General features: G+C 61.4%; 17 protein-coding genes. 4 read left to right on the forward strand and 13 right to left on the reverse strand.

Annotated features, from left to right (window positions below; translation table 11 throughout):
- Positions 1 to 194 precede the first annotated feature (194 nt).
- A complete protein-coding gene (locus ACK6BI_RS15740; protein WP_409317787.1) occupies positions 195 to 581 on the forward strand; it encodes a hypothetical protein in 387 nt (128 codons plus the stop codon).
- A gap of 78 nt (positions 582 to 659) precedes the next feature.
- On the opposite strand, the gene fdhA is transcribed toward ACK6BI_RS15740, so the two are convergent.
- The 8 genes from fdhA to ACK6BI_RS15780 form a co-directional block, all read right to left on the reverse strand.
- Positions 660 to 1,859 carry a formaldehyde dehydrogenase, glutathione-independent gene (fdhA, locus tag ACK6BI_RS15745; protein WP_065261892.1) on the reverse strand — a complete coding sequence of 400 codons (1,200 nt, stop codon included), beginning with the start codon at positions 1,857 to 1,859 and terminating at the stop codon, positions 660 to 662.
- A 214-nt stretch (positions 1,860 to 2,073) separates the two neighbouring features.
- The gene (gene purU, locus ACK6BI_RS15750; RefSeq protein ID WP_085688556.1) at positions 2,074 to 2,931 is read right to left on the reverse strand and encodes a formyltetrahydrofolate deformylase; all 858 of its coding nucleotides are present in this window, start codon (positions 2,929 to 2,931) and stop codon (positions 2,074 to 2,076) included.
- A 49-nt stretch (positions 2,932 to 2,980) separates the two neighbouring features.
- A complete protein-coding gene (locus ACK6BI_RS15755) occupies positions 2,981 to 3,613 on the reverse strand; it encodes a sarcosine oxidase subunit gamma (protein WP_207863740.1) in 633 nt (210 codons plus the stop codon).
- A gap of 142 nt (positions 3,614 to 3,755) precedes the next feature.
- The gene (locus tag ACK6BI_RS15760) at positions 3,756 to 6,773 is read right to left on the reverse strand and encodes a sarcosine oxidase subunit alpha (RefSeq protein WP_409317788.1); all 3,018 of its coding nucleotides are present in this window, start codon (positions 6,771 to 6,773) and stop codon (positions 3,756 to 3,758) included.
- Positions 6,770 to 7,099, reverse strand: coding sequence for a sarcosine oxidase subunit delta (locus ACK6BI_RS15765; protein ID WP_169432215.1), 330 nt, complete (start codon positions 7,097 to 7,099; stop codon positions 6,770 to 6,772). Before ACK6BI_RS15765 ends, ACK6BI_RS15760 begins: the two co-directional genes overlap by 4 nt.
- A gap of 14 nt (positions 7,100 to 7,113) precedes the next feature.
- Positions 7,114 to 8,364 (reverse strand): sarcosine oxidase subunit beta, encoded by a 1,251-nt coding sequence (locus ACK6BI_RS15770; RefSeq protein ID WP_065260219.1) that lies wholly within the window; start codon positions 8,362 to 8,364, stop codon positions 7,114 to 7,116.
- Positions 8,365 to 8,384: 20 nt separating this feature from the next.
- Positions 8,385 to 9,638: a serine hydroxymethyltransferase gene (glyA, locus tag ACK6BI_RS15775; protein WP_260521292.1), complete on the reverse strand. Its 1,254-nt coding sequence runs from the start codon at positions 9,636 to 9,638 to the stop codon at positions 8,385 to 8,387.
- 273 nt (positions 9,639 to 9,911) lie between these two features.
- A complete protein-coding gene (locus ACK6BI_RS15780; RefSeq protein ID WP_409317789.1) occupies positions 9,912 to 10,622 on the reverse strand; it encodes a TraX family protein in 711 nt (236 codons plus the stop codon).
- A 127-nt stretch (positions 10,623 to 10,749) separates the two neighbouring features.
- Between ACK6BI_RS15780 and ACK6BI_RS15785 the strand changes: the two genes are divergently transcribed.
- Positions 10,750 to 11,790 carry a low specificity L-threonine aldolase gene (locus tag ACK6BI_RS15785; protein ID WP_007959802.1) on the forward strand — a complete coding sequence of 347 codons (1,041 nt, stop codon included), beginning with the start codon at positions 10,750 to 10,752 and terminating at the stop codon, positions 11,788 to 11,790.
- 123 nt (positions 11,791 to 11,913) lie between these two features.
- The gene (locus ACK6BI_RS15790) at positions 11,914 to 12,738 is read left to right on the forward strand and encodes an SDR family oxidoreductase (RefSeq protein ID WP_409317790.1); all 825 of its coding nucleotides are present in this window, start codon (positions 11,914 to 11,916) and stop codon (positions 12,736 to 12,738) included.
- A 50-nt stretch (positions 12,739 to 12,788) separates the two neighbouring features.
- On the opposite strand, the gene gbcB is transcribed toward ACK6BI_RS15790, so the two are convergent.
- The gene (gene gbcB / locus ACK6BI_RS15795) at positions 12,789 to 13,889 is read right to left on the reverse strand and encodes a glycine-betaine demethylase subunit GbcB (RefSeq protein WP_065260212.1); all 1,101 of its coding nucleotides are present in this window, start codon (positions 13,887 to 13,889) and stop codon (positions 12,789 to 12,791) included.
- 280 nt (positions 13,890 to 14,169) lie between these two features.
- On the opposite strand from gbcB, the gene gbcA reads away from it, so the two are divergent.
- Complete coding sequence (gene gbcA, locus ACK6BI_RS15800) at positions 14,170 to 15,462, forward strand: glycine-betaine demethylase subunit GbcA (protein WP_409317791.1); 1,293 nt, start codon at positions 14,170 to 14,172, stop codon at positions 15,460 to 15,462.
- Positions 15,463 to 15,573: 111 nt separating this feature from the next.
- Here gbcA and ACK6BI_RS15805 read toward each other — a convergent pair whose 3' ends face one another.
- The 4 genes from ACK6BI_RS15805 to ACK6BI_RS15820 form a co-directional block, all read right to left on the reverse strand.
- Complete coding sequence (locus ACK6BI_RS15805; RefSeq protein ID WP_409317792.1) at positions 15,574 to 16,818, reverse strand: metallophosphoesterase family protein; 1,245 nt, start codon at positions 16,816 to 16,818, stop codon at positions 15,574 to 15,576.
- A 25-nt stretch (positions 16,819 to 16,843) separates the two neighbouring features.
- Positions 16,844 to 18,712, reverse strand: a complete 1,869-nt coding sequence (locus tag ACK6BI_RS15810) for a hypothetical protein (protein WP_409317793.1) — start codon at positions 18,710 to 18,712, stop codon at positions 16,844 to 16,846.
- 96 nt (positions 18,713 to 18,808) lie between these two features.
- Positions 18,809 to 22,261 carry an alpha/beta fold hydrolase gene (locus tag ACK6BI_RS15815; protein ID WP_409317794.1) on the reverse strand — a complete coding sequence of 1,151 codons (3,453 nt, stop codon included), beginning with the start codon at positions 22,259 to 22,261 and terminating at the stop codon, positions 18,809 to 18,811.
- A gap of 986 nt (positions 22,262 to 23,247) precedes the next feature.
- Positions 23,248 to 24,018, reverse strand: a complete 771-nt coding sequence (locus ACK6BI_RS15820; protein ID WP_409317795.1) for an electron transfer flavoprotein subunit beta — start codon at positions 24,016 to 24,018, stop codon at positions 23,248 to 23,250.
- Positions 24,019 to 24,023: the final 5 nt, after the last annotated feature.

Consider the following 24,023-nt stretch of genomic DNA (forward strand, 5'->3'; position numbering starts at 1 on the left):
AAGTGAAACACCGCCGACCCGCTGATGAACGGCAGGGGCAGCAGGGCCGCATTTGTCTGTATACCTGCCGAAACCGGCGAGTACAGCCCGTCCTTTATTCCGAAACAGACTTATTGACTGTCAGATCTGACAGTACCTGCAAAAACGACAATCCTTGAACATGCGTACTCCAACCCTGTAACGGAGTACGACCCATGCTCAAGTATCTGATTGCCGGTTCCGTCATCGTCCTGACGCTTGGCGGCACTGCCTACGCGGACTGCCTGGAGGCAACTTCATTCAAAAAACTGAGTGACGGCAAGTTCGAAGCAACGAGCCCCTATGGCGTGGTTGAAGTCGATGTCGATCCCGGCAATGCCAGTGAGAGTGATGTCCGGGCGCTGCCATTCACAGCCGCACGGGCAAAAGAAACGACGACCAACGCGGCCAGAGTCATCTGCCAATATGAAAGCAAGGGGTCGGAAATCGGCGCCTCACTGGTCTTGAAAAAGGGCTCGCCGATCAGCCTGACGGGAAACGGCTGGAGTAACGATGATTGCGCGACCCAGGGCGGTGACGTTCAAACGTGCGCTTTCCATTAATCGAAAGCCTCTGTGGCAAGACACACCCACTCAAAGAAAAAGGGCGACCTGACGGTCGCCCTTTTTCCTGGTTACAACTTACGCCGCACTGAACAACTTGTGCGGATCAATCACAAACTTCTTCGGCACACCGGCATCGAACTCGCCGTAGCCTTCCGGCGCCTGGTCGAGGCTGATGACCTGCACCCCCACCACTTCGGCGATGTTGATGCGGTCCCACATGATCGCCTGCATCAGTTGGCGGTTGTACTTCATCACCGGAGTCTGTCCGGTGTGGAAGCTATGAGATTTGGCCCAGCCCAGACCAAAGCGGATGCTCAGGCTGCCCGTCTTGGCAGCGGCATCGACAGCGCCCGGATCCTCGGTCACGTACAGGCCCGGAATACCGATCTTGCCCGCCACGCGTACCACCCCCATCAGCGAGTTGAGCACCGTGGCCGGGGCTTCGTGCTTGACGCCGTCGTGACCATGGCCGCGGGCTTCGAAGCCCACGCAGTCCACCGCACAATCCACTTCAGGCTCGCCCAGCAATGCAGCGATCTGTTCATGCAACGGGGTGTCTTTCGACAGGTCGACGATTTCGAAACCCTGTGCCTTGGCGTGGGCCAGGCGAATGGTGTTGACGTCGCCGACGATCACCACCGCAGCGCCGAGCAAACGGGCGGAGGCGGCAGCAGCCAGACCGACCGGGCCTGCACCGGCAATGTAAACGGTACTGCCCGGTCCAACGCCCGCGGTGACGGCGCCGTGGTAACCGGTCGGCAGAATGTCGGAGAGGCAGGTCAGGTCACGGATTTTCTCCATGGCCTTGTCGCGGTCCGGCAGTTTCAGCAGGTTGAAGTCGGCGTACGGCACCAGCACGTATTCGGCCTGGCCACCGGTCCAGTCGCCCATGTCGACGTAACCATAGGCACCGCCGGCGCGGGCCGGGTTGACGGTCAGGCAGACGCCGGTGTGTTGCTCCTTGCAGGAACGGCAGCGTCCGCAAGCCACGTTGAACGGAACGGACACCAGGTCGCCGATTTTCAGGCTTTCGACGTCGCTGCCCTTCTCGATCACTTCACCGGTGATCTCGTGCCCCAGCACCAGACCGACCTGGGCGGTGGTGCGGCCACGCACCATGTGCTGGTCGGAGCCGCAAATGTTGGTTGAAACCACACGCAGGATGACACCGTGCTCGATCTTCCTGCCGCGCGGATCCTGCATTTTCGGATAGTCGATTTTCTGCACTTCGACCTTGCCAGCGCCGAGATACACCACACCACGATTGCCAGACATGCTTTCACCTCGCTGTTGTTTTTATGGAACTGCGCCGCCCAGGCAGGCAGCGCGTTAAGTGCTCGGGTACAGATGCTGATTCTTGTGTTGCCTGTTATGGCCTAATCGCCGTCAAGTCGAACCGTCGAACCGCAGCTCCCACAAGGTCCTGTTGGTTTCAAATTTTGTGAACGACACAAAACCCTGTGGGAGCGAGCTTGCTCGCGATAGCAATTTAAAGAACGACGGTGCGATTGGCGTTCAAAAAAACCCTTCTTTCGATGTGATACCCGACGGCCCGTGCCAGGGTCAGGCCTTCGATGTCGCGGCCCTTGGCAATCAGGTCTTCGGGGTAATGACTGTGATCCACCGCCTCGACGCCCTGGGCGATGATCGGCCCCTCGTCTAGGTCGTTGTTGATGTAATGCGCCGTGGCCCCCACCAGTTTCACGCCCTTGTTGTAGGCCTGGTGATACGGCTTGGCGCCCTTGAAGCCCGGCAGCAGCGAGTGATGAATGTTGATCGCCTTGCCATCGAGCTTGCGGCACAGCTCCGGTGAAAGCACCTGCATGTAGCGGGCGAGGATCACCAGTTCGGCGCCGGCCTCCTCGATCACCTGCCACACCTGACGCTCCTGGGCCGGTTTGTCGTTGGGGTCGAGGGGGAAATGGTAGTAGGGAATCTGGTGCCAGTCGGCCAGCGGCTTGAGGTCCGGGTGGTTGGACACCACCGCCGCCACGTCCATGGACAACTGGCCGATGCGCTGGCGGTAGAGCAAGTCATTGAGGCAGTGATCGGCCTTGGAGACCATGATCACTACTTTTGGCCGGTAATTTGGCGCGGTCAGCTCGAAGATCATCCCGAACGCCTGCCCACGCTCGGCGAGGCCGGCACGGAAGGATTGCTCGTCAAAACCCTCGGGCTGACGGAATTCCACCCGAATGAAGAACCGGCCCGAGAGCCGGTCGTCGAACGAGTGGTGCTCGGTGACGTAGCAGCCCTGCTCGAACAGAAAACGCGTCACCGCGTCCACGGTGCCGAGCACGCTGGGGCAGTCGGCGGTCAGAATCCATGTATCCGGGGCGCGGCTCATTGTTGTTTTTCTCCTCTACTCGTTCCCACGCACAGCGTGGGAACGATCATTACGCCTGAACGCTAAGGCCGTATTCGGCGGACGCATCCTGCAACCACAACCACCAGTAATCCGAGAAGCTGCGACGGATGAGCAGTTCCCAGGTGTCTTCGGCGGTGTGGCGAATCATCAGCTGCGACTTGGCGAACACCGTGCCCACGGCCTTGCCGACCGGGAAGTTGTTCGGGTGCACGTCATAGCTGGTGGATTTCATCAGCACCTGACGCACGTTCGGGCCGCTCAGTTCGAGCACTTGCTGGCCGCCGCTGACGTTGACGATCGCGATATGCAGATCGCCCAGCGCTTCGCGCAGCTTCTGCTCGGCGGCGAACTCTTCGCCGCTTGGCACGATCAGCAGCCATTCGTCCGGCCCCATCCATTGCAGACTGGTTTCACCTTTGACGATCACGCTCAGGGCACCCGGCAACTCGATGCCCAGGGCCTTGTGCACGCCGGCAGCGAACGCGGCATCGTGGCCGTCGCCACGAATGGTCAGATGGCCGAGAAGTTTCTTTTCACGCACGATCACGCCGGCATTCTTGCGACCCTTGCCGACCAGGCTGGCGAGGTCGGCGTGATGCAGCGACGACTCGGCCTTGGCACCGGTGGTCGGGCGTTGTTGGTAAACGTTGGCTGCGGTCATAAAGCACCTTCCTGAATTCTGTTGGTTCCTGTAGTGGCTGATCTGCCGCTTTCGCGAGCAGGCTCGCTCCCACAGGGGAACGCGGTCGAATGTGGGAGCGAGCCTGCTCGCGAATAGCCGCCCGCCCACCATTCTCGAGCCGTCAGATGTTCTGGCGATCACCCTTCGGATCGAAGAACACCGAAGAAACGATTTCCGCCTCGATCACGCTGCCATCCGCCAGCGGTGCGAACACCCGCTCGCCCATGCGCTTCAGACCGCCCTTGACCACGCCCAGGGCAAACGAATAGCCGAGGGAGTTGTGCGCGTAGCTGGAGGTCACGTGGCCGACCATGGTCATCGGGATCGCCTGCTTGGTGTTGAACACCAGTTGCGCACCTTCCGGCAGCCATTTGGTCGGGTCGATCGGCTTCAGGCCCACCAGTTGTTTGCGCTGGTCACGCACGCAGTCTTCACGGTTCATGCCGCGCTGGCCGATCCACGAGAACGGTTTGGTACGGCCGACACACCAGCCCATGTTCAGGTCGTCCGGGGTCATCGAGCCGTCGGTGTCCTGGCCGACGATGATGAAGCCCTTCTCGGCCCGCAGCACGTGCATGGTTTCGGTGCCGTACGGGGTCAGGTTGTACTGCTTGCCAGCCTCGACGATTTTTTCCAGCACGCCCATCGCGTAGTCGGCCTGGACGTTGACTTCGTACGACAGCTCGCCGGTGAACGAGATACGGAACACCCGCGCCGGCACACCGCCGACCAGCCCTTCTTTCCAGGTCATGAACGGGAACGCTTCATTACCCAGATCGATGTCGGTCACGGCGCTGAGCAGCTTGCGGCTGTTCGGGCCGGACAGGGTCATGGTCGCCCAGTGGTCGGTGACGGAGGTGAAGTACACCTTCATCTCTGGCCATTCGGTCTGGTGGTACAGCTCCAGCCACTGCAGTACGCGAGCCGCGCCGCCAGTGGTGGTGGTCATGACGAAATGGTTGTCGGCCAGACACGCCGTCACACCGTCGTCGAAGACCATGCCGTCTTCCTTGCACATCAGGCCGTAGCGGGCCTTGCCCACGTCGAGCTTGGTCCAGGCGTTGGTGTACACGCGGTTGAGGAACTCGCGGGCGTCCGGGCCCTGGATGTCGATCTTGCCCAGGGTCGAAGCGTCCAGCAGACCGACGCTGTCACGCACGGCCTTGCACTCGCGTTTGACGGCGGCATGCATGTCTTCGCCGTTTTTCGGGAAGTACCACGGACGTTTCCACTGGCCGACGTCTTCGAACTCGGCGCCGTTTTTCAGGTGCCACTGATGCAGCGCGGTGTAACGCACAGGCTCGAAGATGTGCCCACAGTGACGGCCCGCTACCGCACCGAACGTGACCGGCGTGTAGTTCGGACGGAACATCGTGGTGCCCATCTGCGGGATGGTCACGTTCAGCGAACGGGCGGCAATCGCCAGGCCGTTGACGTTGCCAAGCTTGCCCTGATCGGTGCCGAAGCCCAGGGCGGTGTAGCGTTTGACGTGCTCGACCGACTCGAAACCTTCGCGGGTCGCCAGTTCGATGGCGGCGGCGGTCACGTCGTTCTGCAGGTCGACGAATTGCTTCGGCGCCCGGGAAGTACCCTTCTCGTGCGGCACCTGGAACAGCGCCAGCGTCGGTTCTTCGTGGCGGCTCAAGGCTTTCGGCAACACGCCTTCCACAGTCTGGAAACCGGCTTCGGCCGCAGCGCGCACGCCACCTTCAAAACCATCGGCCAGGGAATCGCCGAGGCCGTAGACGCCATTGATGCCACCGACACACACGCGTTTCTGCGGTGCTTCCCCCGGTACGAAACCGAGGATGTCTTCGCGCCAGATCGGCTTGCCACCCAGGTGCGAAGCCAGGTGCACCACCGGGCTGTAGCCGCCGGAACTGGCGATCACGTCGCAGTCCAGCCATTCGCCGGGACTGGTCACGGCATGGCCTTTCACGTCGATGGCCGCCACCCGGGCAGCGGTCACACGCTTGCTGCCACGGGCCTCGATCACAGCGCTGCCGGTGAGGATGCGAATGCCTTTGGCGCGGGCCTCTTCCACCAGCGCACCCCGTGGATTGCTGCGGGCGTCGGCGATGGCCACCACTTGCAGGCTGGCGTCGAGCCAGTCCAGCGCCACGCGGTAGGCATGATCGTTGTTGGTGGTCAGCACCAGTTTTTTACCCGGTGCCACGCCGTAACGGCGCACGTAAGTCGAGACTGCACCGGCCAACATGTTGCCCGGCACGTCGTTGTTGCCGTAGACCAGCGGACGCTCGTGGGCGCCTGTGGCCAGCACCACACGCTTGGCGCGGACGCGGTGGATACGCTGACGCACCTGTCCGATCGGCGCGCGGTCGCCGAGGTGATCGGTGAGGCGCTCATGAATGGTCAGGAAGTTATGGTCGTGATAACCGTTGACCGTGGCGCGCGGCAACAGCAGCACGTCCGGAGTGTTCTTCAGTTCGGCCACCACACTGGCGACCCACTCCATCGCAGGCTTGCCGTCGAGGCTTTCGCGGGAGTCGAGCAGGCTGCCGCCGAACTCTTCCTGTTCATCGGCGATGATCACCCGGGCGCCGCTGCGCGCAGCGGCCAGGGCAGCAGCCAGACCGGCCGGGCCGGCGCCGACGATCAGCACGTCGCAGTGCTGGTTCATGTAGTCGTAGGTGTCCGGATCGACTTCGGTCGGCGAGCGCCCGAGACCGGCAGCCTTGCGAATGTACTTCTCGTACGTCATCCAGAACGATTGCGGGTACATGAAGGTTTTGTAGTAGAAACCCGGCGGCATCAGCTTGCCGCCGACCTTGCCGAGAATCCCCATCATGTCGTTGTTGACGCTCGGCCAGCCGTTGGTGCTGGCGGCGACCAGGCCCTGGTACAACGCCTGCTGCGTGGCGCGCACGTTAGGGATCTGAGTGGCTTCGGTCGCACCGATCTGCAGTACCGCGTTCGGCTCTTCGGCACCGGCGGCGAAGATGCCGCGAGGGCGGGAATACTTGAAGCTGCGGCCAATGATGTCGACGCCGTTGGCGATCAGCGCCGAGGCCAGCGAGTCGCCCTCGAAGCCTTTGTAGCTCTGACCGTTGAAGGTGAAGCTCAGCACTTTGTTGCGGTCGATCCGTCCACCGTTGGACAGGCGATTGGTCTGGCTCATACCTTCTCTCCCAGCGCCGTCGTGGCTGTTTTCGCAGGGTCAGCCTTGTCGGTGAATTGCGGCTTGGTGCCGATCTTGTAGGTTTCGAGGATCTCGTAGGTCACGGTGTCGCGGGTGACGTTGAAGTACTGGCGGCAACCGGCGACGTGATCCCACAACTCGTGGTGCAGACCGCGAGGGTTGTCGCGGAAGAACATGTAGTCGCCCCACTCCTCGTCGGTGCAGCTGTTCGGATCCAGCGGACGCGGGATGTGCGCCTGGCCGGAAGCGTGGAATTCCTCTTCGGAGCGCAGTTCGCCGCAGTGAGGACAGAAGATGTGCAACATGGGAATTTCTCCTGTTAGTGGGCGACAGCCGCAGCGCCGTGTTCGTCGATCAACGCACCGCTGTGGAAGCGGTCGATGGAGAACGGGGCGGCCAGCGGGTGCATTTCACCCTTGGCCAGGCTCGCGGCAAACACGTTGCCCGAGCCCGGTGTGGCCTTGAAGCCGCCGGTGCCCCAGCCGCAGTTGAAGAACATGTTCGGTACCGGGGTTTTCGAAATGATCGGGCAGGCGTCCGGCGTGGTGTCGACGATGCCGCCCCACTGGCGGTTCATGCGTACCCGCGACAGCACCGGGAACATCTCGACGATGGCCTGGATGGTGTGTTCGATCACCGGGTACGAACCACGCTGGCCGTAGCCGTTGTAGCCGTCGATACCGGCGCCGATCACCAAGTCGCCCTTGTCGGACTGGCTGATGTAACCGTGCACGGCGTTGGACATGATCACGCTGTCGATAATCGGTTTGATCGGTTCGGACACCAGCGCTTGCAGCGGGTGGGATTCGATCGGCAGGCGGAAACCGGCGAGCCTGGCCATGTGCCCGGAGTTACCGGCGGTGACCACGCCGACGCGCTTGGCGCCGATGAAGCCCTTGTTGGTTTCGACGCCGATGCACACGCCGTTTTCCTTGCGAAAACCGATCACTTCGGTCTGCTGGATCAGGTCCACGCCGAGTGCATCGGCGGCACGGGCAAAGCCCCACGCCACGGCATCGTGACGGGCCACGCCGCCGCGACGCTGGACGGTGGCGCCCATCACCGGGTAACGGGTGTTTTTCGAGCAGTCGAGGTACGGGATTTCGTCCGCAACCTGCTTGGCGTTGAGCAATTCACCGTCGACGCCGTTGAGGCGGTTGGCGCTCACCCGACGTTCGGAATCACGGATGTCCTGCAGGGTGTGGCACAGGTTGTAGACGCCGCGCTGGGAGAACATCACGTTGTAGTTCAAGTCCTGAGACAGACCTTCCCACAGTTTCATCGCGTGTTCGTACAGGTGCGCCGACTCGTCCCACAGGTAGTTGGAGCGCACGATGGTGGTGTTGCGCGCGGTGTTGCCGCCGCCCAGCCAGCCCTTCTCGACCACGGCCACGTTGGTGATGCCATGTTCCTTGGCCAGATAGTAGGCCGTCGCCAGACCGTGTCCGCCGCCGCCGACGATGACCACGTCGTAGACCTTTTTCGGGGTCGGCGTGCGCCACATGCGCTGCCAGTTTTCGTGGTGGCTGAGGGAGTGCTTGAAGAGGCCGAAGCCCGAATAACGTTGCATAGTCATTTACTCCAGGACGCTCAGCGATAAACCGGGAAATCTGCGCACAGGGCCGCAACCTGCTGGGCGACATTGGCCTCGACATCGGCATCGCCGAGGTTGTCGAGGATGTCGCAGATCCAGCCGGCCAGCGTTACGCACTGCGCCACCTTGAAGCCGCGCGTGGTCACCGCCGGGGTGCCGATGCGCAGGCCGGAAGTGACGAACGGTGACTGCGGGTCGTTCGGTACGGCGTTCTTGTTGACGGTGATGTGAGCGCGACCGAGAGCGGCGTCCGCGTCTTTACCGGTGAGGCCCTGACGGATCAGGCTGACCAGGAACAGATGGTTGTCGGTGCCGCCGGACACTACATCGTAGCCACGTTTGATAAAGACGCTCGCCATCGCCTGGGCGTTGTCGATCACTTGTCGCTGATAGGCCTTGAAGCCTGGTTCCAGCGCTTCCTTGAAGCACACGGCCTTGGCGGCGATGACGTGCATCAGCGGGCCGCCCTGGGCGCCGGGGAATACCGCGGCGTTGAGCTTCTTCTCGATTTCTTCGTTGGCCTTGGCCAGGATCAGGCCGCCACGGGGACCGCGCAGGGTCTTGTGGGTGGTGGTGGTGACCACGTCAGCGTACGGCAACGGATTCGGGTACAGACCGGCGGCCACCAGACCGGCGACGTGGGCCATGTCGACGAACAGCAGCGCACCGACCTTGTCGGCGATCTGACGGAAGCGCGGGAAGTCGAGGGTTTTCGAGTAGGCCGAGAAACCGGCGACGATCATCTTCGGTTTGTGCTCGACGGCCAGACGCTCGACTTCGTCGTAATCGATCAGACCGGTGCTGGTGTCGATGCCGTACTGCACGGCGTTGTACAGCTTGCCCGAGGACGACACCTTGGCGCCGTGGGTCAGGTGACCACCATGGGCCAGGCTCATGCCGAGAATGGTGTCGCCGGCCTGCAGCAGGGCCAGGTACACGGCGCTGTTGGCCGAGGAGCCGGAATGCGGCTGGACGTTGGCGTAATCGGCGCCGAACAATTGTTTGGCGCGCTCGATGGCCAGCGCTTCAACCTTGTCGACGTGCTCGCAACCACCGTAGTAGCGCTTGCCCGGATAACCTTCGGCGTATTTGTTGGTCAGGCCGCTGCCCTGCGCTTCCATCACGCGTTTGCTGGTGTAGTTCTCCGACGCGATCAGCTCGATGTGATCTTCCTGACGTTGCTCCTCGGCATTCATCGCCGCCAGCAGTGCATCGTCGTAACCCTGGATCCGGTCTTGCTTGCTGAACATCGCGTCTCTCCCAGCGGCATCTGTGCGCCATTCGTCTCGGTAAGGCACTGGCAAGGATGGCAGTGCCCTTTGATGCCGATGGTATGGCCGGCGCAGGCAGCTCAAATGCCTACGGACGCCACGCAAAGGTGCGTTTACGACATGGCGTGAAATGCCCTCTTTCGAATCGGCGCAGATCCCTGTGGGAGCGAGCCTGCTCGCGAAGAGGACGGCACATCCAACATTGAAGTTGCCTGACAGACCGCTTTCGCGAGCAGGCTCGCTCCCACAGGGTTATGTGTATGCCGCGCGGACAGCGAACAGCACAAGGAAATGCGCGGGATAGAGCGCGTACGCCCAGCGACGCAGGGGTGGCGCGCGGAGGAAAGTGGCATGTCGCAACAGGAACATTCCGCACAGCGGCGCGATCAGGCAGGCCGCAATGCCGAAGGCCGCCACACGGTTGCCGAACTGCGCGGATTCGAAGAGCACCTGCCACTGATTCGCCGCCAGACACACCAGCCCCGGCAACAGGCCAAGGGCCCAGTGCCGACGAAACACCAGCAGCATCGCCAGCGGCAACAGAACACCGAACAGACCGAACATCAGCCACTGCGGGAAGAACCCCGCCACCAGCAAGGCGCCGACGCCCAGCAGCCGTGAAAGCGGCGCCCGATGCTGCCAGCCCCGAGCTACCAGCAGGCCCAGCGCCAGCGTGGGCATCACGTTCAAGGTGTCGGGATCGGGAACGTACAAACGGTAGGGAATCTCGCTGAGCAGACTGAACAGCAACAAGCGGCACAGATAGCGCCATTCGGTCCCGACGGGGCCGACACGGGCCAGGTTCGCCGCCATCGCCAGACAGAACCACGGGAACGCCAGCCGCCCCGGCACATACAGCCAATCGGCGCTGATCCCGACATATCGCAGGTGATCGAGCAGCATGCTCAGCAGCGCCAGCCACTTGAGCAGATCGAGTGCGCCGTCGCGCCGGCTCAGGTGCATAATCGGCTCGCATCCTTGTACAGTTCTGACAGCGACATCCCGTGTGCTCCCCGGATGATCTTCGGTAAAGTGCGCACCATCATTGACCAACGAAGCGCCACAAGCGCCTCGATCACGGAAGCCGGCCATGACCGACAAGAGCCAACAATTCGCCAGCGACAACTACTCCGGTATCTGCCCTGAAGCCTGGGCTGCCATGGAACAGGCCAACCACGGCCACCAGCGCGCCTATGGCGACGATGAGTGGACAGCACGCGCCTCGGATTATTTCCGCAAGCTGTTCGAGACCGACTGCGAAGTGTTCTTCGCCTTCAACGGCACCGCCGCCAACTCCCTGGCCCTGTCGTCGCTGTGCCAGAGTTACCACAGCGTGATCTGCTCGGAAACCGCCCACGTCGAAACCGACGAATGCGGCGCGCCGGAGTTCTTCTCCAACGGCTCGAAACTGCTGATCGCCGGCACCGAGAACGGCAAGATCACCCCGGCCTCGATCCGCGAAGTCGCCCTCAAGCGTCAGGACATCCACTACCCCAAACCCCGCGTCGTGACCCTGACCCAGGCCACCGAAGTCGGCAGCGTCTACACCCCGGAAGAAGTCCGCGCCATCAGCGACACCTGCAAGGAACTGGGCCTTAACCTGCATATGGACGGCGCGCGTTTCTCCAACGCCTGTGCATTCCTCGGCTGCTCGCCGGCGGACCTGACCTGGAAGGCCGGCGTCGATGTGCTGTGCTTTGGCGGCACGAAAAACGGCATGGCGGTGGGCGAAGCGATCCTCTTCTTCAACCACAAACTGGCCGAAGACTTCGACTACCGCTGCAAACAGGCCGGGCAGCTTGCGTCAAAGATGCGCTTCCTGTCGGCCCCGTGGGTCGGCATCCTGGAAAACGACGCCTGGCTCAAATATGCCCGCCACGCCAACCACTGCGCGCAACTGCTGGCGGAACTGGTCAGCGACATTCCGGGCGTGGAACTGATGTTCCCGGTCCAGGCCAACGGCGTGTTCCTGCAACTCTCGGAACCGGCCATCGCCGCCCTGACCGCACGCGGCTGGCGCTTCTACACCTTCATCGGCAAGGGCGGCGCACGCTTCATGTGCTCGTGGGACACCGAAGAAGAGCGCGTGCGTGAACTGGCCCGCGACATCCGCGAAGTCATGTCGGCCTGATCGCCTCCCCGTGGCGCGGGAGCCTGCTCCCCGCCACAGCCTGCCTCTCCTTCCCGCTTCAGCTCCTTCGTCTACATTGTTTGTCGAGTCATCGCTCACATGACAACAAACAGGAGCTTGCGCATGTCGCTAAAAGGCAAAACGTTGTTCATCACTGGCGCCAGCCGTGGCATCGGGCGCGAGATTGCGCTGCGGGCTGCACGGGACGGGGCCAACATCGTGATCGCCGCCAAGAGCGCCGAACCCCACGCCAAGTTGCCCGGCACCATCCACAGCGTCGCCGCCGAAGTCGAAGCGGCCGGCGGCCAGGCCCTGGCGCTGCAACTGGATGTTCGCGATGAAGAGGCGGTGCGCCAGGCACTGACCCTGGCCAACGAACATTTCGGCGCAATCGATGCACTGGTGAACAATGCCGGGGCGATCAAACTGACCGGTGTGCAGCACATCGAAATCAAGCGTTTCGACCTGATGCACCAGATCAACACCCGCGCCGTGTTGCTGTGCAGTCAGGCGGCCCTGCCCTACCTGAAGAAATCTTCCGGGCACATTCTCAACCTGTCGCCACCGTTGAATATGGCCAGTAAATGGTTCGCCCAGTACAGCCCCTACACCGTGACCAAGTACGGCATGAGCATGCTGACGGTCGGAATGAGTGAGGAATTCGCCAACTACGGGATCAGTGTCAATTCGCTGTGGCCGCAGACCATGATCGCTACAGCAGCGATCGAGTTTCAGCTGGGCAACCGGGAGTCCTTCAAGCATGCGCGCACGCCGGCGATCATGGCGGATGCGGCGCATGTGATTCTGGGCAGCAGCGGGCGACGGATTACCGGACGGTTGTTGATTGATGAGGAGATTTTGCGCGAGAGCGGCGTGACCGAGTTCGATCATTACCGTTTTGAACCGGGAAGTGATGCGAAGTTGATGACGGATTTGTTTGTCGACTGAACGCCAAACCCTGTGGGAACGAGCTCGTTCCCACAGGGTTCATGCCTGCATCAATACTCGATCCGCACATCCCCCTTCGGCACGCTGCAGCAAGAAAGAATGTACCCCTCCGCCTCGTCGTCCTCGGTGATCCCGCCGTTGTGATCCATTTCCACCTCGCCGCCGAGCTTCAGCACCTTGCACGTCCCGCAGATCCCCATGCCGCAGGCTTTCGGGATCATCAGGCCGACCTTGGCCGCCGCCGCATGCACGGTCTCGCCCGGGGCCACGCGAATGCTCTTGTCCGATGAGGTGAATTCCACCAGATGCAGATCCGCCGCCGGGATTTCCGGTGCCTCGGCTGCCTGTTCGGCCTGTTCCACCGCGTCGGCGCGGGCTTCCGGCGGCGTGGCGCCGAAGGATTCCTCGTGGTAGCGCTTCATGTCGTAGCCGGCGTTTTCCAGCAGGCGTTTGACAGCGTTCATGTAAGGCGTCGGACCGCAGCAGAACACTTCGCGCTCGAGGAAGTCCGGCACCATCAGTTCCAGCATCTTGTGATTCAGGTAACCGCGATACCCGGCCCACGGTTCGCCCAGGCCATGCTTCTCGCAGATCAGGTGCAGGCTGAAGTTGTCGATCCGCGACGCCATGTGTTCCAGCTCGCGGTGGTAAATGATGTCTTTGGGCGAGCGGGCGCTGTGGATGAACGTCATGTCGACGTTGCCGTTGGTGTCGTAGAACCAGCGCGCCATGGACATCACCGGGGTGATGCCGACGCCGCCGCTGAGGTACAGCACTTTCGGGCTCGGGAAATCGATGGCGTTGAACAGCCCGACCGGGCCGTGCACCGCCAGTTCCTGGCCTTCGTGCAACGTGTCGTGCAGCCAGTTGGACACCTTGCCTCCCGGCACGCGCTTGATGGTGACCGAAAAGCTGTAGGGCACCGACGGCGAACTGGAGATGGTGTACGAACGCATGATCGGCTGGCCTTCGATTTCCAGCTCCAGGGTGACGAACTGCCCGGGCTTGAAAAAGAACAGGATCGGCTGGTCGGCCATGAAGCAGAAGGTGCGCACATCCCAGGTTTCCTGGATGACTTTGACGCAACGGACGATGTGTCGGCCATTGGCCCAGGTCTGGGTGGTGACCGGATTCAGGAAGCTGTTCGACATGCTGTTCTCCACGGCCGACTGTCGGCCTTCATGTGGCGATTCTGCGTATAGCGCAGACCGCCCGTTTACCTATCCGCGACATTCACATACTTATCGCGACCAGCCTTCAGGCACCGGGGGTTGCGCGTCGGGAACAGATTGCACCATGTCGCCCATGGATAAGGTTCTCGCCTGCGCCGGCCCCACACTCGCCCCAACACAAACGGTTTCTTTACACCTTGCGCTGCAACCCTGATCAGCCACTTTCGCGGCCACGCAGATGGCCTTGAGGAATTCATCGATGGACACCGCAAAAATCAGCCTGGGCGACCCGCTGGAACCCGCACGCAAGGCCACCGCACAAATGCTGCAGGAGCGCGAACGCACCTTCTCGCTGCCGCAACCGTTCTACAGTGACGATCGCCTGTTCGATATCGACATGCAGGAGATCTTCCAGAAGGAGTGGTTGATCGCCGGCATGACCTGCGAAATCCCGGCCAAGGGCAACTACCTGACCCTGCAGATCGGCAAGAACCCGATCATCGTCATTCGCGGCGCCGAAGGCGTGGTGCATGCATTCCACAACGTCTGCCGTCACCGTGGCTCGCGCCTGTGCACCAGCGACAAGGGCAAGGTCGCCAAACTGGTCTGCCACTACCACCAGTGGACCTATGAACTGGACGGCCGCCTGCTGTTCGCCGGTACCGAGATGGGCGCCGATTTCGACATGAATCAGTACGGCCTCAAACCGGTGAACGTGAAGACCGCCGGCGGCTATATCTTCGTCAGCCTGGCGGAAAACCCACCGGCCATCGATGACTTCCTGTCGACCCTGAACCACTACATGGAACCCTACGACATGGAGAACACCAAGGTGGCGGTGCAAACCACCTTGATGGAAAAGGCCAACTGGAAACTGGTGCTGGAAAACAACCGCGAGTGCTACCACTGCAACGGTTCGCACCCGGAATTGCTGAAAACCCTGCTGGAGTGGGACGACGTCACCGACCCACGCGCCGACCAGGCGTTCAAGGATCACGTCGCCGCCTCTGCTGCTGCCTGGGAAGCCGAGAAAATCCCTTACGCCCACGCCAGTTTCGGCCTGCGCAACCGCATCGTGCGCATGCCGCTGCTCAAGGGCACCGTATCGATGACCATGGACGGCAAACAGGGCTGCGCCAAGCTGATGGGCCGGATCAAGAACCCGGACCTGGGTTCGATGCGCATCCTGCACCTGCCGCACTCGTGGAACCACTGCATGGGCGACCACATCATCGTGTTCACCGTGTGGCCGATCAGTGCCCAGGAAACCATGGTCACCACCAAGTGGATCGTGCACAAGGATGCCGTGGAAGGCGTGGACTATGACGTCGAGCGCATGCGCAAGGTGTGGGACGCAACCAATGACCAGGACCGTCGCCTGGCCGAAGAGAACCAGCGCGGCATCAACTCCACCGCGTACCAGCCAGGGCCGTACTCCAAGACCTATGAGTTTGGCGTGGTCAACTTCGTCGACTGGTACAGCGAGCGGATGCTGAGCAACCTCGGAGCCGAACCTGCGCCGTACCTCAAGGGCGTGCCAGTACAGGGCTAAAAGCAAAAGCTTCGCGAGCAGGCTCGCTCCCACAGATGGAACGCATTCCGAATGTGGGAGCGAGCCTGGTCCGGATGGCGATCCGACGAAGAGACCGCCACGGTCACCGCCTCATGTGGACGACCACCTCACCGATCCATCCTCGCCAATGAACTCCTCGAAAATCTCCTCTCCCACCAGCCTGATCTTCGCGTAGCCATTCAAAACCCGTAGCGGATAATCCGGATCCTTCGCATCCTGCGTCTCGGAAAACAGTATCCGCGAATGCCCGTTCAGCTCGCTGGTGGTGCCATAGGGAATCGCGCCATGCCCGGCGCAGCGCGCATGCAACCCGCCCTGGGTGGCATAGACGATGCCGTTGTGCAGGTGCCCCCAGTACCAGTAATCCGGCTCGCGCCCCAGTGCATCGCACACCGGCTGATACAACGCGGTCTTGTTGTGCCCGGTGATATCGAAGCCCTGATGATGGCTGAGCACCATGAGTTTCTTGCGTTTGGGCAAGCCCTTCATCCAGGCGATCTGCGGCTCGTTCAACGTGCCGTCCATGTACAGGTTCATCACGTCCGAGGCATACGCCGTGTCCAGCCCGACAATCAGCCAGTCGTCATTGATCAGGGCAAAGTAGCTGGTGCCCTGCTGCCCCGGAAAACGCGCGGCCAGCTCCTTGAAGTAACCGTGGGCGCCGCTGTACATCTCATGGTTGGAATTGAGGGTGAACGAGCCGTGTGTGCCCATCGGCCAGCCGGACATGTCGGTGTCCTCCTGGGAATGGGTACCGGCGTAATAGACATCCCCCAGGTGAATGGTGAAGTCGGCGTTGGCCAGTTGCATCTGGTTGGCGACTGAAACCGCTGGCGCATGGCTGTTGAACGGCCCGGTGCCCCAGTCGCCGGCAATCGCCAGCGTCACTTCACGCCCCATGGTCACCATGGCCGGATCGGTGCCGAAGGTGGCGTGGTGCCGCAGGTTTTCGATCCATTTGAGCAGCGCTTCGCTCCACAACAGATCCAGCAGCTCCCATTTGCGACAGCCCAGCAGCGTGCCGTCCTTGAGCACCCGGGTCTGCAGTTGATCGGGCGATTGCGGCAACGGCGTTGCATTGCCGATACGCAGGATCGACAAACCGTGGGACAACTCCCAGGGCACCGCTGGTTCGTCATCCGGCAACTCGCCGTTTTTCAGCACGTACTGCGCCTGATCGTGACCCCGCTGCAGCAGCTTGATGATGGCCTGGAACTCTTCGGGTTCCAGCTCACTGATGAGCTTCATCCAGGCCATTTCGACGCGCGTGAGCAAACCGTGCAGGCGAACCTTGACCTTGTCGTACTCGTGTTTCAGATGACCGACCGCTGACATGGCGTAATCCTCTATCCGTAGGGGTTCACAGGGTTTTCATGAATTCGATCAGCGCACGTTTGTCGTCGTCCGACAGCGTCGTGCCATACAAGTGACCGCTGTTGTGATTGCCCTCCAGGCGGGTGTCGTATTTGAAGTCCGCCGAGGCTTTCGCCTGGGCGCCGCTGGTCACGAAACCGACGTTGACCGGGTCGTACACATCGGATCCGGTGATGAACACCTGCGGGCGTTTTTCCGGTGGTTGCAGCAGGTCCCACAGGGTCGGCACCGAACCGTTGTGCAGATACGGTGCGCGCAGCCAGATGCCGTCAGTGGGCGTGTTGCTGTAGCTCTGGGTCTTGCGGTAGGCGCCGAAATCGAACGGCGGTTTCTTGAAGGTGTGAAACGCCGCCACCAGCCCGGTGGTGAACGAATCCAGCCGATGCGGATCGGTGCCGAGCTGGTCGATGTTGGTGGTGACCTGCCCGGTGTCGGCACGCCCGAAGTCGTGGCAACCGGCGCAATTGGCTTCCCAGATCGGTTTGCCCCGGGCGACTTTGGCCTGATCCAGTGCCCACGGCCAGGCCGGAGCCTTGTGCCCGAGCAGCCAGTTGGTCACGCGGTTGAAGCTCGGCGGCAGCACCGATTCCGGCGTCGCCCCCACCGCCATGGCGGCGGCGTAGTTGCGCTCGTGAATCTTGTTGTTATTGCCGTCCCAGTGCAGGTACATCGACTCCCGGGGCTTCTGGTTCCACACTTGCGGCAGGTCGACGGTGCCGATGGTCGAGTCATCCGGGAAGCCGAACACCACCATTTTCGTCGGGTTGAAGGTGTCGGTACGCCCAGGCCCCTGCGGCGGACGCAGTTTCTGCCAGGCATAGGCCTGCTTCTGTTTGAGCAGCGCAGTTTTGGCCATCGGGATGATCAGGTAGCGGTTGTAGATCCGCTCGAAGAAGCCGAGCCGGAACTTGCTGTTGATCGCCGCCATGACCGCGTCGATGGTGAATTTCGGGTCGCTGGCGCAATCGTAGGCGAACCACTGGAAGGCTTGCAGTTGCAGGGTATTGGCCGGTGCGCTCGGCACATTGACCGCCACGTCGCCGGCATTGGCACGGTACGAGCCGGTGTGGCACAGGGCGCAGTTCGGCTCCACCGTCGGGTAACCGATCTGCCGCTTGGCCATGCCGATCGGCAGGTCCTTGCCGTTCTCGAACAGGAAGCCGAAGACTTCCCAGCCGCCGGGTTTCGGCAGTTTTTCCGGGCACATCTGCGGCAGCACGGAAAACAGGTAATACGGGATTCGTGCTTCGATGCCGAGGCCGATCGCGGCGTACTTGTAGTGATCTTCGTCAGAGGCATATTCCTGCTCCGGCACCACCCGCAGCATCTGATACCAGGTCTGGTAGCCGATGAATGCCAGCAACGCGACCACCACCAGCGTGCCGACCTTGAATGCATGACTTTGCCAGTGCCGCGCCCACGCCGCCCGCCATTCACGCCAGCCGTCACAAAGCAGCGCCAGGGGTCGATTCTCAGGAGTGGTGCCGAGATACAGCAGAACCCCGAGGATCAGGAAAAAGCTCAGGTCACCCATCAACATCGGCACGAACACCGAGCCCTGACTGCTGGTGTCGATCAGGTAGATCCAGAACGCCACGGCGATCAGCCGCGTCAGCACGCACAGCCAGGAATGCACCACGTAGCGCGGTGCATTGAAGCCCGACGGCATGTAGAACACGCTGATGCCCACCAGCAGCATCCCGGCGTTTTCCAGCCAAGGGTCGGAGAGTTGCGGCGGCAGGCCGACCACCGATGTCAGCAACCCCGGCGCGAACAGCGCCGGGATTGCGAACACCATGTTCATCGCAATGCCGAGCCAGATGAAGCGTTGAAACCAGCGGATGTAGCTGTCCATGTCATCCATTTCCTTGTGCAGACCTCAAGAAAAATACCCGGTATCAATGAGCCTTTGTGGCGAGGGAGCTTGCTCCCTCGCCACAGGAACACTTCATCAACCGAGGGCCGTTTTCTCCAGGTGTTCAAGGATGATCGGATACACATCGACCACCGCGTTCTTGCCGAACATGCAGTCGATGTGGCCGTAACCCGGTACCACATGCCGGCTGTAACGCTCCGGTCCGTGCTTCTCGCAAACCCGCTGATAGGTCTTGAGCGTGCTCTCCGGCAGATAACACTGGTTTTCCGCACCGCTGATGAAGCAGATCGGCATGCTCAGCCGATCGAAGTGCGGCATGTACACATCGTTGCCCTTGAAATCCACCAGGTGCCCTTTGCGCACGATCAGCGCCAGGTGCTCGAAGGTCTCGATGTTCGATTCGCCGAACAGTTCATGCAGGTTGTCGTGCAGCGTCTCGTTGAGGGTGTCGTGGCGGTACAGCGAGGCGTACATGAAGGTGATGCGGTGGCACACCGGGTTGGTGCAGTAACCTTGGGCTTCGATCCGTGCGTAACCGTTGAGGGCTTTGTCGTAGAGGCGGTTGAACCAGTTCTCCTTGCTGTCGGCGTACGCCGTCATCGATTTGATGCCGATGACGTCGAGCATCCCCGGCAAGTGCAGGCCAGCCTTGAGCCCTGTCGCCGTCGCCACCACCGTGTCGGCGGCGATCTGCGAGCAGACCACCGAACGCACGCCCTGCAACCCGGCCAGCAACGACATGAAGAACGTGGTCGCGCCGTAGCAATGCACCACGCATTGCACATCCTTCGCGCCGGTCTTCTGCTGGATCTGCCCGATGGCGGCCTTGAAGTCGTACTGAGCGATCTGGTCGCCGTTCCACTCCTTCTTGCTGGCCGGCAGCAGAATGCTCACCCGGAAGTCCAACAGCCACACGTCGTAGTCGTTCTTGCAGAGATACTCCAGCAGGTTGGTCTGGATCGTATCGGTCGAAAAGATATTCGAGCCCACGCCCAGCCCGTGCACCAGCATCACCGGACCCTTGCTGCCGGCCTGATAGCGACTCAGACGCAATTGGACCCCGTCCTCGGTGGGGAAGAAATGCACATCCGGTGCCGGCGCATCCAGCGGCCGTTTCAAACGTGGCGGTGCATCGGGATTGAAGTATTTGTCGCCGGCGAATACCCCGCCGTAACTCTCCCAGAGAATCCCGGCGAAAAACTTGCCGAACCGCGCCATCCCTTCGATGCGCTCACGCTCGTTGCGTGCATTGAGCACCTTCATGGTGGTCATCTGTTTGGCGAAATCCGCCGGCTCGATGTGCATCACCCCCGAGCCAATCACCTCGCCGGACTTGTCCGGCCCGCGATACAGGGTCACGTAAAGCGTGCTGGTGTCGTGCCAGATGTTCAGCACGCCGTTGTCTTCCGGCACGGTTTTAAAGGCGCTGAAGAAATAATCGTTGCCGTCCTCGGCGGTCAGTTTCATGTCGTATTTCATGTGGCGCGTGTCGACCTGCTGCTCGAATTGCTCGAACAGGTTGAACACGCCGTTGCTGGCAGTCAGCGGCTGCGGCGACAGCGCCGGGGCGATCACCGTACCGACGATGGTTGCCGCGTGCTCCGGCTCCTTGATCATCCGGTTGAGGTCGTTGGCAGTGATGGTCAGGGTGAAGTCGATCGGCGAATTGTCCGCTTCGCCGCGTTTGGCCGCCGCCTCGTAAACCTTCAGATCCGTGCTCTGCGCAGCGGTGAAGGCTCGGGAGAAGTAGCCTTTCATGGTCTCGGTGAACTGCACGCCGAGCGTCGGTGGCACCGGTTGTTTGCGCGGCGCCGAGGGTAGCGTGTAATCGATTTTCCAGCCGCGGTCGGCGGCCAGCAGGCCCATGTTGCGTTCGCTGACGGCGGAGATGGTCAGCAGCGGGTTGACCGCCAATGAGGTCGGAATCACTGCACCATCGGTCACGTACAGGTTGGTGTAGACATCGGTGCCGCTGGCACCGCTGAACACCTGGCCCTTGTGGTTGACCACACCTTGCGTAGCGTCTTCGCCCATCACGCAACCGCCCAGCGGATGCACCGAGACGATGCTGTGCCTGAGCAGTTTGGTCCAGATCGGGTTCTCGACCCAGATCCCGCCCAGTGCCTTGGTACTCTGGTGCAGCCGCTCGTTGCCGATCCTGAAGTTTTCCTGTTCGCCAACGCCCGGCCAGTCGATGCGCAGTTGATCCTTGTCGTCGAGGACCATGCGCCCCTGGCCGCTGTCGTGACTCATGATCAGGTACGTCTGCATGTTGTGCAGCGCGCCGTAATACGGGCCGCGCAGGAAGCTTTCGGCTTCGCGCTCCTTGTACTTCACCTTGCCGCTGAAGCTGTCGTCGGTGGCCACGCCGATCAGCTCGGCGAACCCGGCCATTGCCGGCACCATCGGCCGCCCGAGAGCGCCCGGGATCGAGCCCTCCTCGATAACCATCTGGCTGCTTCTGTCGCCTTCGGTGCGCATGTCGATGATCGACGTGATGCACGGGCCGACCGGTTTCATCTCCTTGGCCGAATGGGTGCCGAAACCGATGCCGTTGATGGTCTGGGCGCAATTGTGGCCGAAGCCGAGGATGTCGCCGTTGCCGCTCATGTTCTCGCCGAGCTGTCCGGACATCACCAGGCCCTTGTCCCGCGAACGCAGGAGGATTTCGGTGGAGCCCAGGGTGCCGGCAGACACCACGACGATGTCGGCCTTCACGAACAGCGTCGGTGCGTCGAATTTCTCGCGGCCACTGTCCAGATACTGAAAGTGCACGATCCAGCCATCGCCATCGCGCTCCAGATGCCGCACCTGGGCCTGACAGAAAATCTCCGCGCCGTGATTGGTGGCGTCCGGCAAATAGTTCATCAGCGTGGTGTTCTTGGCTTTGTTGTTACAGCCCGAAACGCAGTCGCCGCAGTGGTTGCAGGGCAGTTGCTCGACACCGACGTGATTGAGGTTGTTCGGCAGTTTGTCGAAGGTCACGTTGATCGGCGGCTTGTAGAAATGCGCGCCTTGCTGGAGGAAGTCCGCGGATTTTTTGTTGGCATCGAGCTTGGGCAGATCCGGCGCGGTGTCCGGGTAAGGGTTGGGCTTGAGCATCTCCCGGGCTTTTTCGTAGCCCGCCTTGAGCAAGCCATCGTGGTCCTCGCGCACCGCCAGCGGCCAGCGTGGATCCTTGAACACATCGGCTGTCGGTTCCAGCGAAACGTTGGCATTGATCAGCGATGTGCCGCCGAGACCACAGCCGACCACCACGTTTTGCTGCGCGTTCACGTGCAGGTCGAACAGCCCGGTGCGCGAGCCGATATGGCCGTCAGGATCGTGCACCTGCAACTCCTCGGTTGCGGCGATCATGGTGTTGGGGTATTCGCCGGGCTGGATTTCCCGGCCGCGCTCCAGCAGGCACACCCGTTTTCCGGCCCGGGACAGGCGCGACGCGGCAATGCCGCCACCATACCCGGAGCCGATGACGATCACGTCGTAGTGTTCCTTGATGTCGCTGATGGGCGTTGCGATCCGTGTCATGAGGGGATTCCTCTCTCAGGCAGATGGGGCAACTCTGCGGTTGCCTGCAATCGATGGACGAACGGGCACCTGGCCTCCGGGCAAGCCCGGCGGCAGTACAACGGTGAAGGCAGTTTTCAGGCGCTACAGACGGGCGTGCTGATTGGCGGCACGGCGCAATGTGCGCGTGCGCGGCTTCTGGGCTGACAGCAAGCGGGGATTGAGGGGTGAGCGATGTGGCTGGGTATCCATCACGCGTTCTCCCTGAACCGGATGTGGATAAGTGACGGCGGTCCTTGTGCAATTGGAGTGAAGACAGCGCCCGGTTTGAAGTCAAGGCAGGCCCTTAGAACTGTATGAAATCTGATCAATTGCCATTTGGACTATAGCCGCCGGGGCTTGCAGAGATTGGCGAACAAGTTATCCACATAGGCACCCACAGCAAATGGGGACAACTGTGGATGACACGGAAAAATAACGGGGCTTTTGTGAAGAAAAACCGTGACTTATCCAGAAGAAGGGTTTCCGGTGGCGATTGTATGTTTTTTGATCAACATCCTGAAGACCATGTAATACATGGCCTGCAGAGGATGGCGAACACCTTATCCACAGAAACGCCAACAGAGTTCGGGGGTAACTTGGCGGGTGCTGTGGAAAAGCGTCGGAAGACTTGATAAATCCGGGTCTACGTGAAGATTATTGTTTCAAAAGGTCGAATTGATCATTTTTCGATCAACCCATCGTAAGCCACGATTTATATGGCTTGCAGCGGATAGCGAACATCTTGTCCACAGAAGGGCCAACAGAGATTGGGGGCAACTTGAGAAGTTATCCTTGGGAAAAAACCCGAAAAAACCGCAAGTTAGGCTGATCGTTTTTTGATCTGGGGGCTGGAAGGCTTGATTGGCGTGGGGTTCAGGGAGGGGCGAACACGTTATCCACAGATCCGCCAACAGGGATTGTGGGTAACCGCCCCTCTTTCGACAGAAGAGGGGCCGAACAGGCATTCAGCGGACAACACCTTCTTCGATCAACAACTTGAGAATGGCTTCCGCCCCCGCTTGGGCAGTCACGCCCTTGAGCACCTGCCCACCACCTCCACTCGCCTTGGCCGTTGCCGCCTTCATCCGGTCAGCCCCGCTCTTGGCCTTGATCACCTTCAACCGTTTCGGCCGGGGCCTGGCCGGTTGCAGGGTCGCGAGCGCAAGCAGTTCGTCATCCACCACTTCCACATCTTTTGCCTGAAGAACGCCGCGTCGCGCCGGGCCGTAAGCACTCTGCCGAGGCTTGGGCGCGGCGTTATCCACAGTCGCCAGAAACGGCAGGCGCACTTTCAGCCGGCGCCGTTGCCCTCGCGGCAAAGCCTGCAGCACCAGCGCTGAGCCGTCGTTGATCGATTCGACCTGCGCCAATCCCACCACCAGCGGCCAACCCAGCCCTTCAGCCAGCAGGAACGGCAGCATGCCGGAGCCTTCGCCGGTTTCCGCCTGACTGCCGGTCAGCACGACCTGGGCACCGGCATCACGCAGATAGTCGGTCAACGCCGGTAACGCATCCGCACCGGCCGATTGTTCCAGCACATGCATCTGATCCAGGCCCATGCCCAGATAGGCGCGCAGTGCAGGCTCCGCTACGTCGCCGGCGTGCAGCACTTGCAGGCTGTCACCCGCCAGTTGCAGGCCCAGCTCCACCGCCCGTGCATCCTGTTCGGCGCGTCGTGGCCGACCGGAAGTCGGGTGTGCGCCGATTGAAACCAGACTGATGATCTTTGTGCTCATAACCG

The sequence above is a fragment of the Pseudomonas sp. KCJK9016 genome (genome assembly GCF_046231795.1).
Taxonomy (GTDB): domain Bacteria; phylum Pseudomonadota; class Gammaproteobacteria; order Pseudomonadales; family Pseudomonadaceae; genus Aquipseudomonas; species Aquipseudomonas bananamidigenes.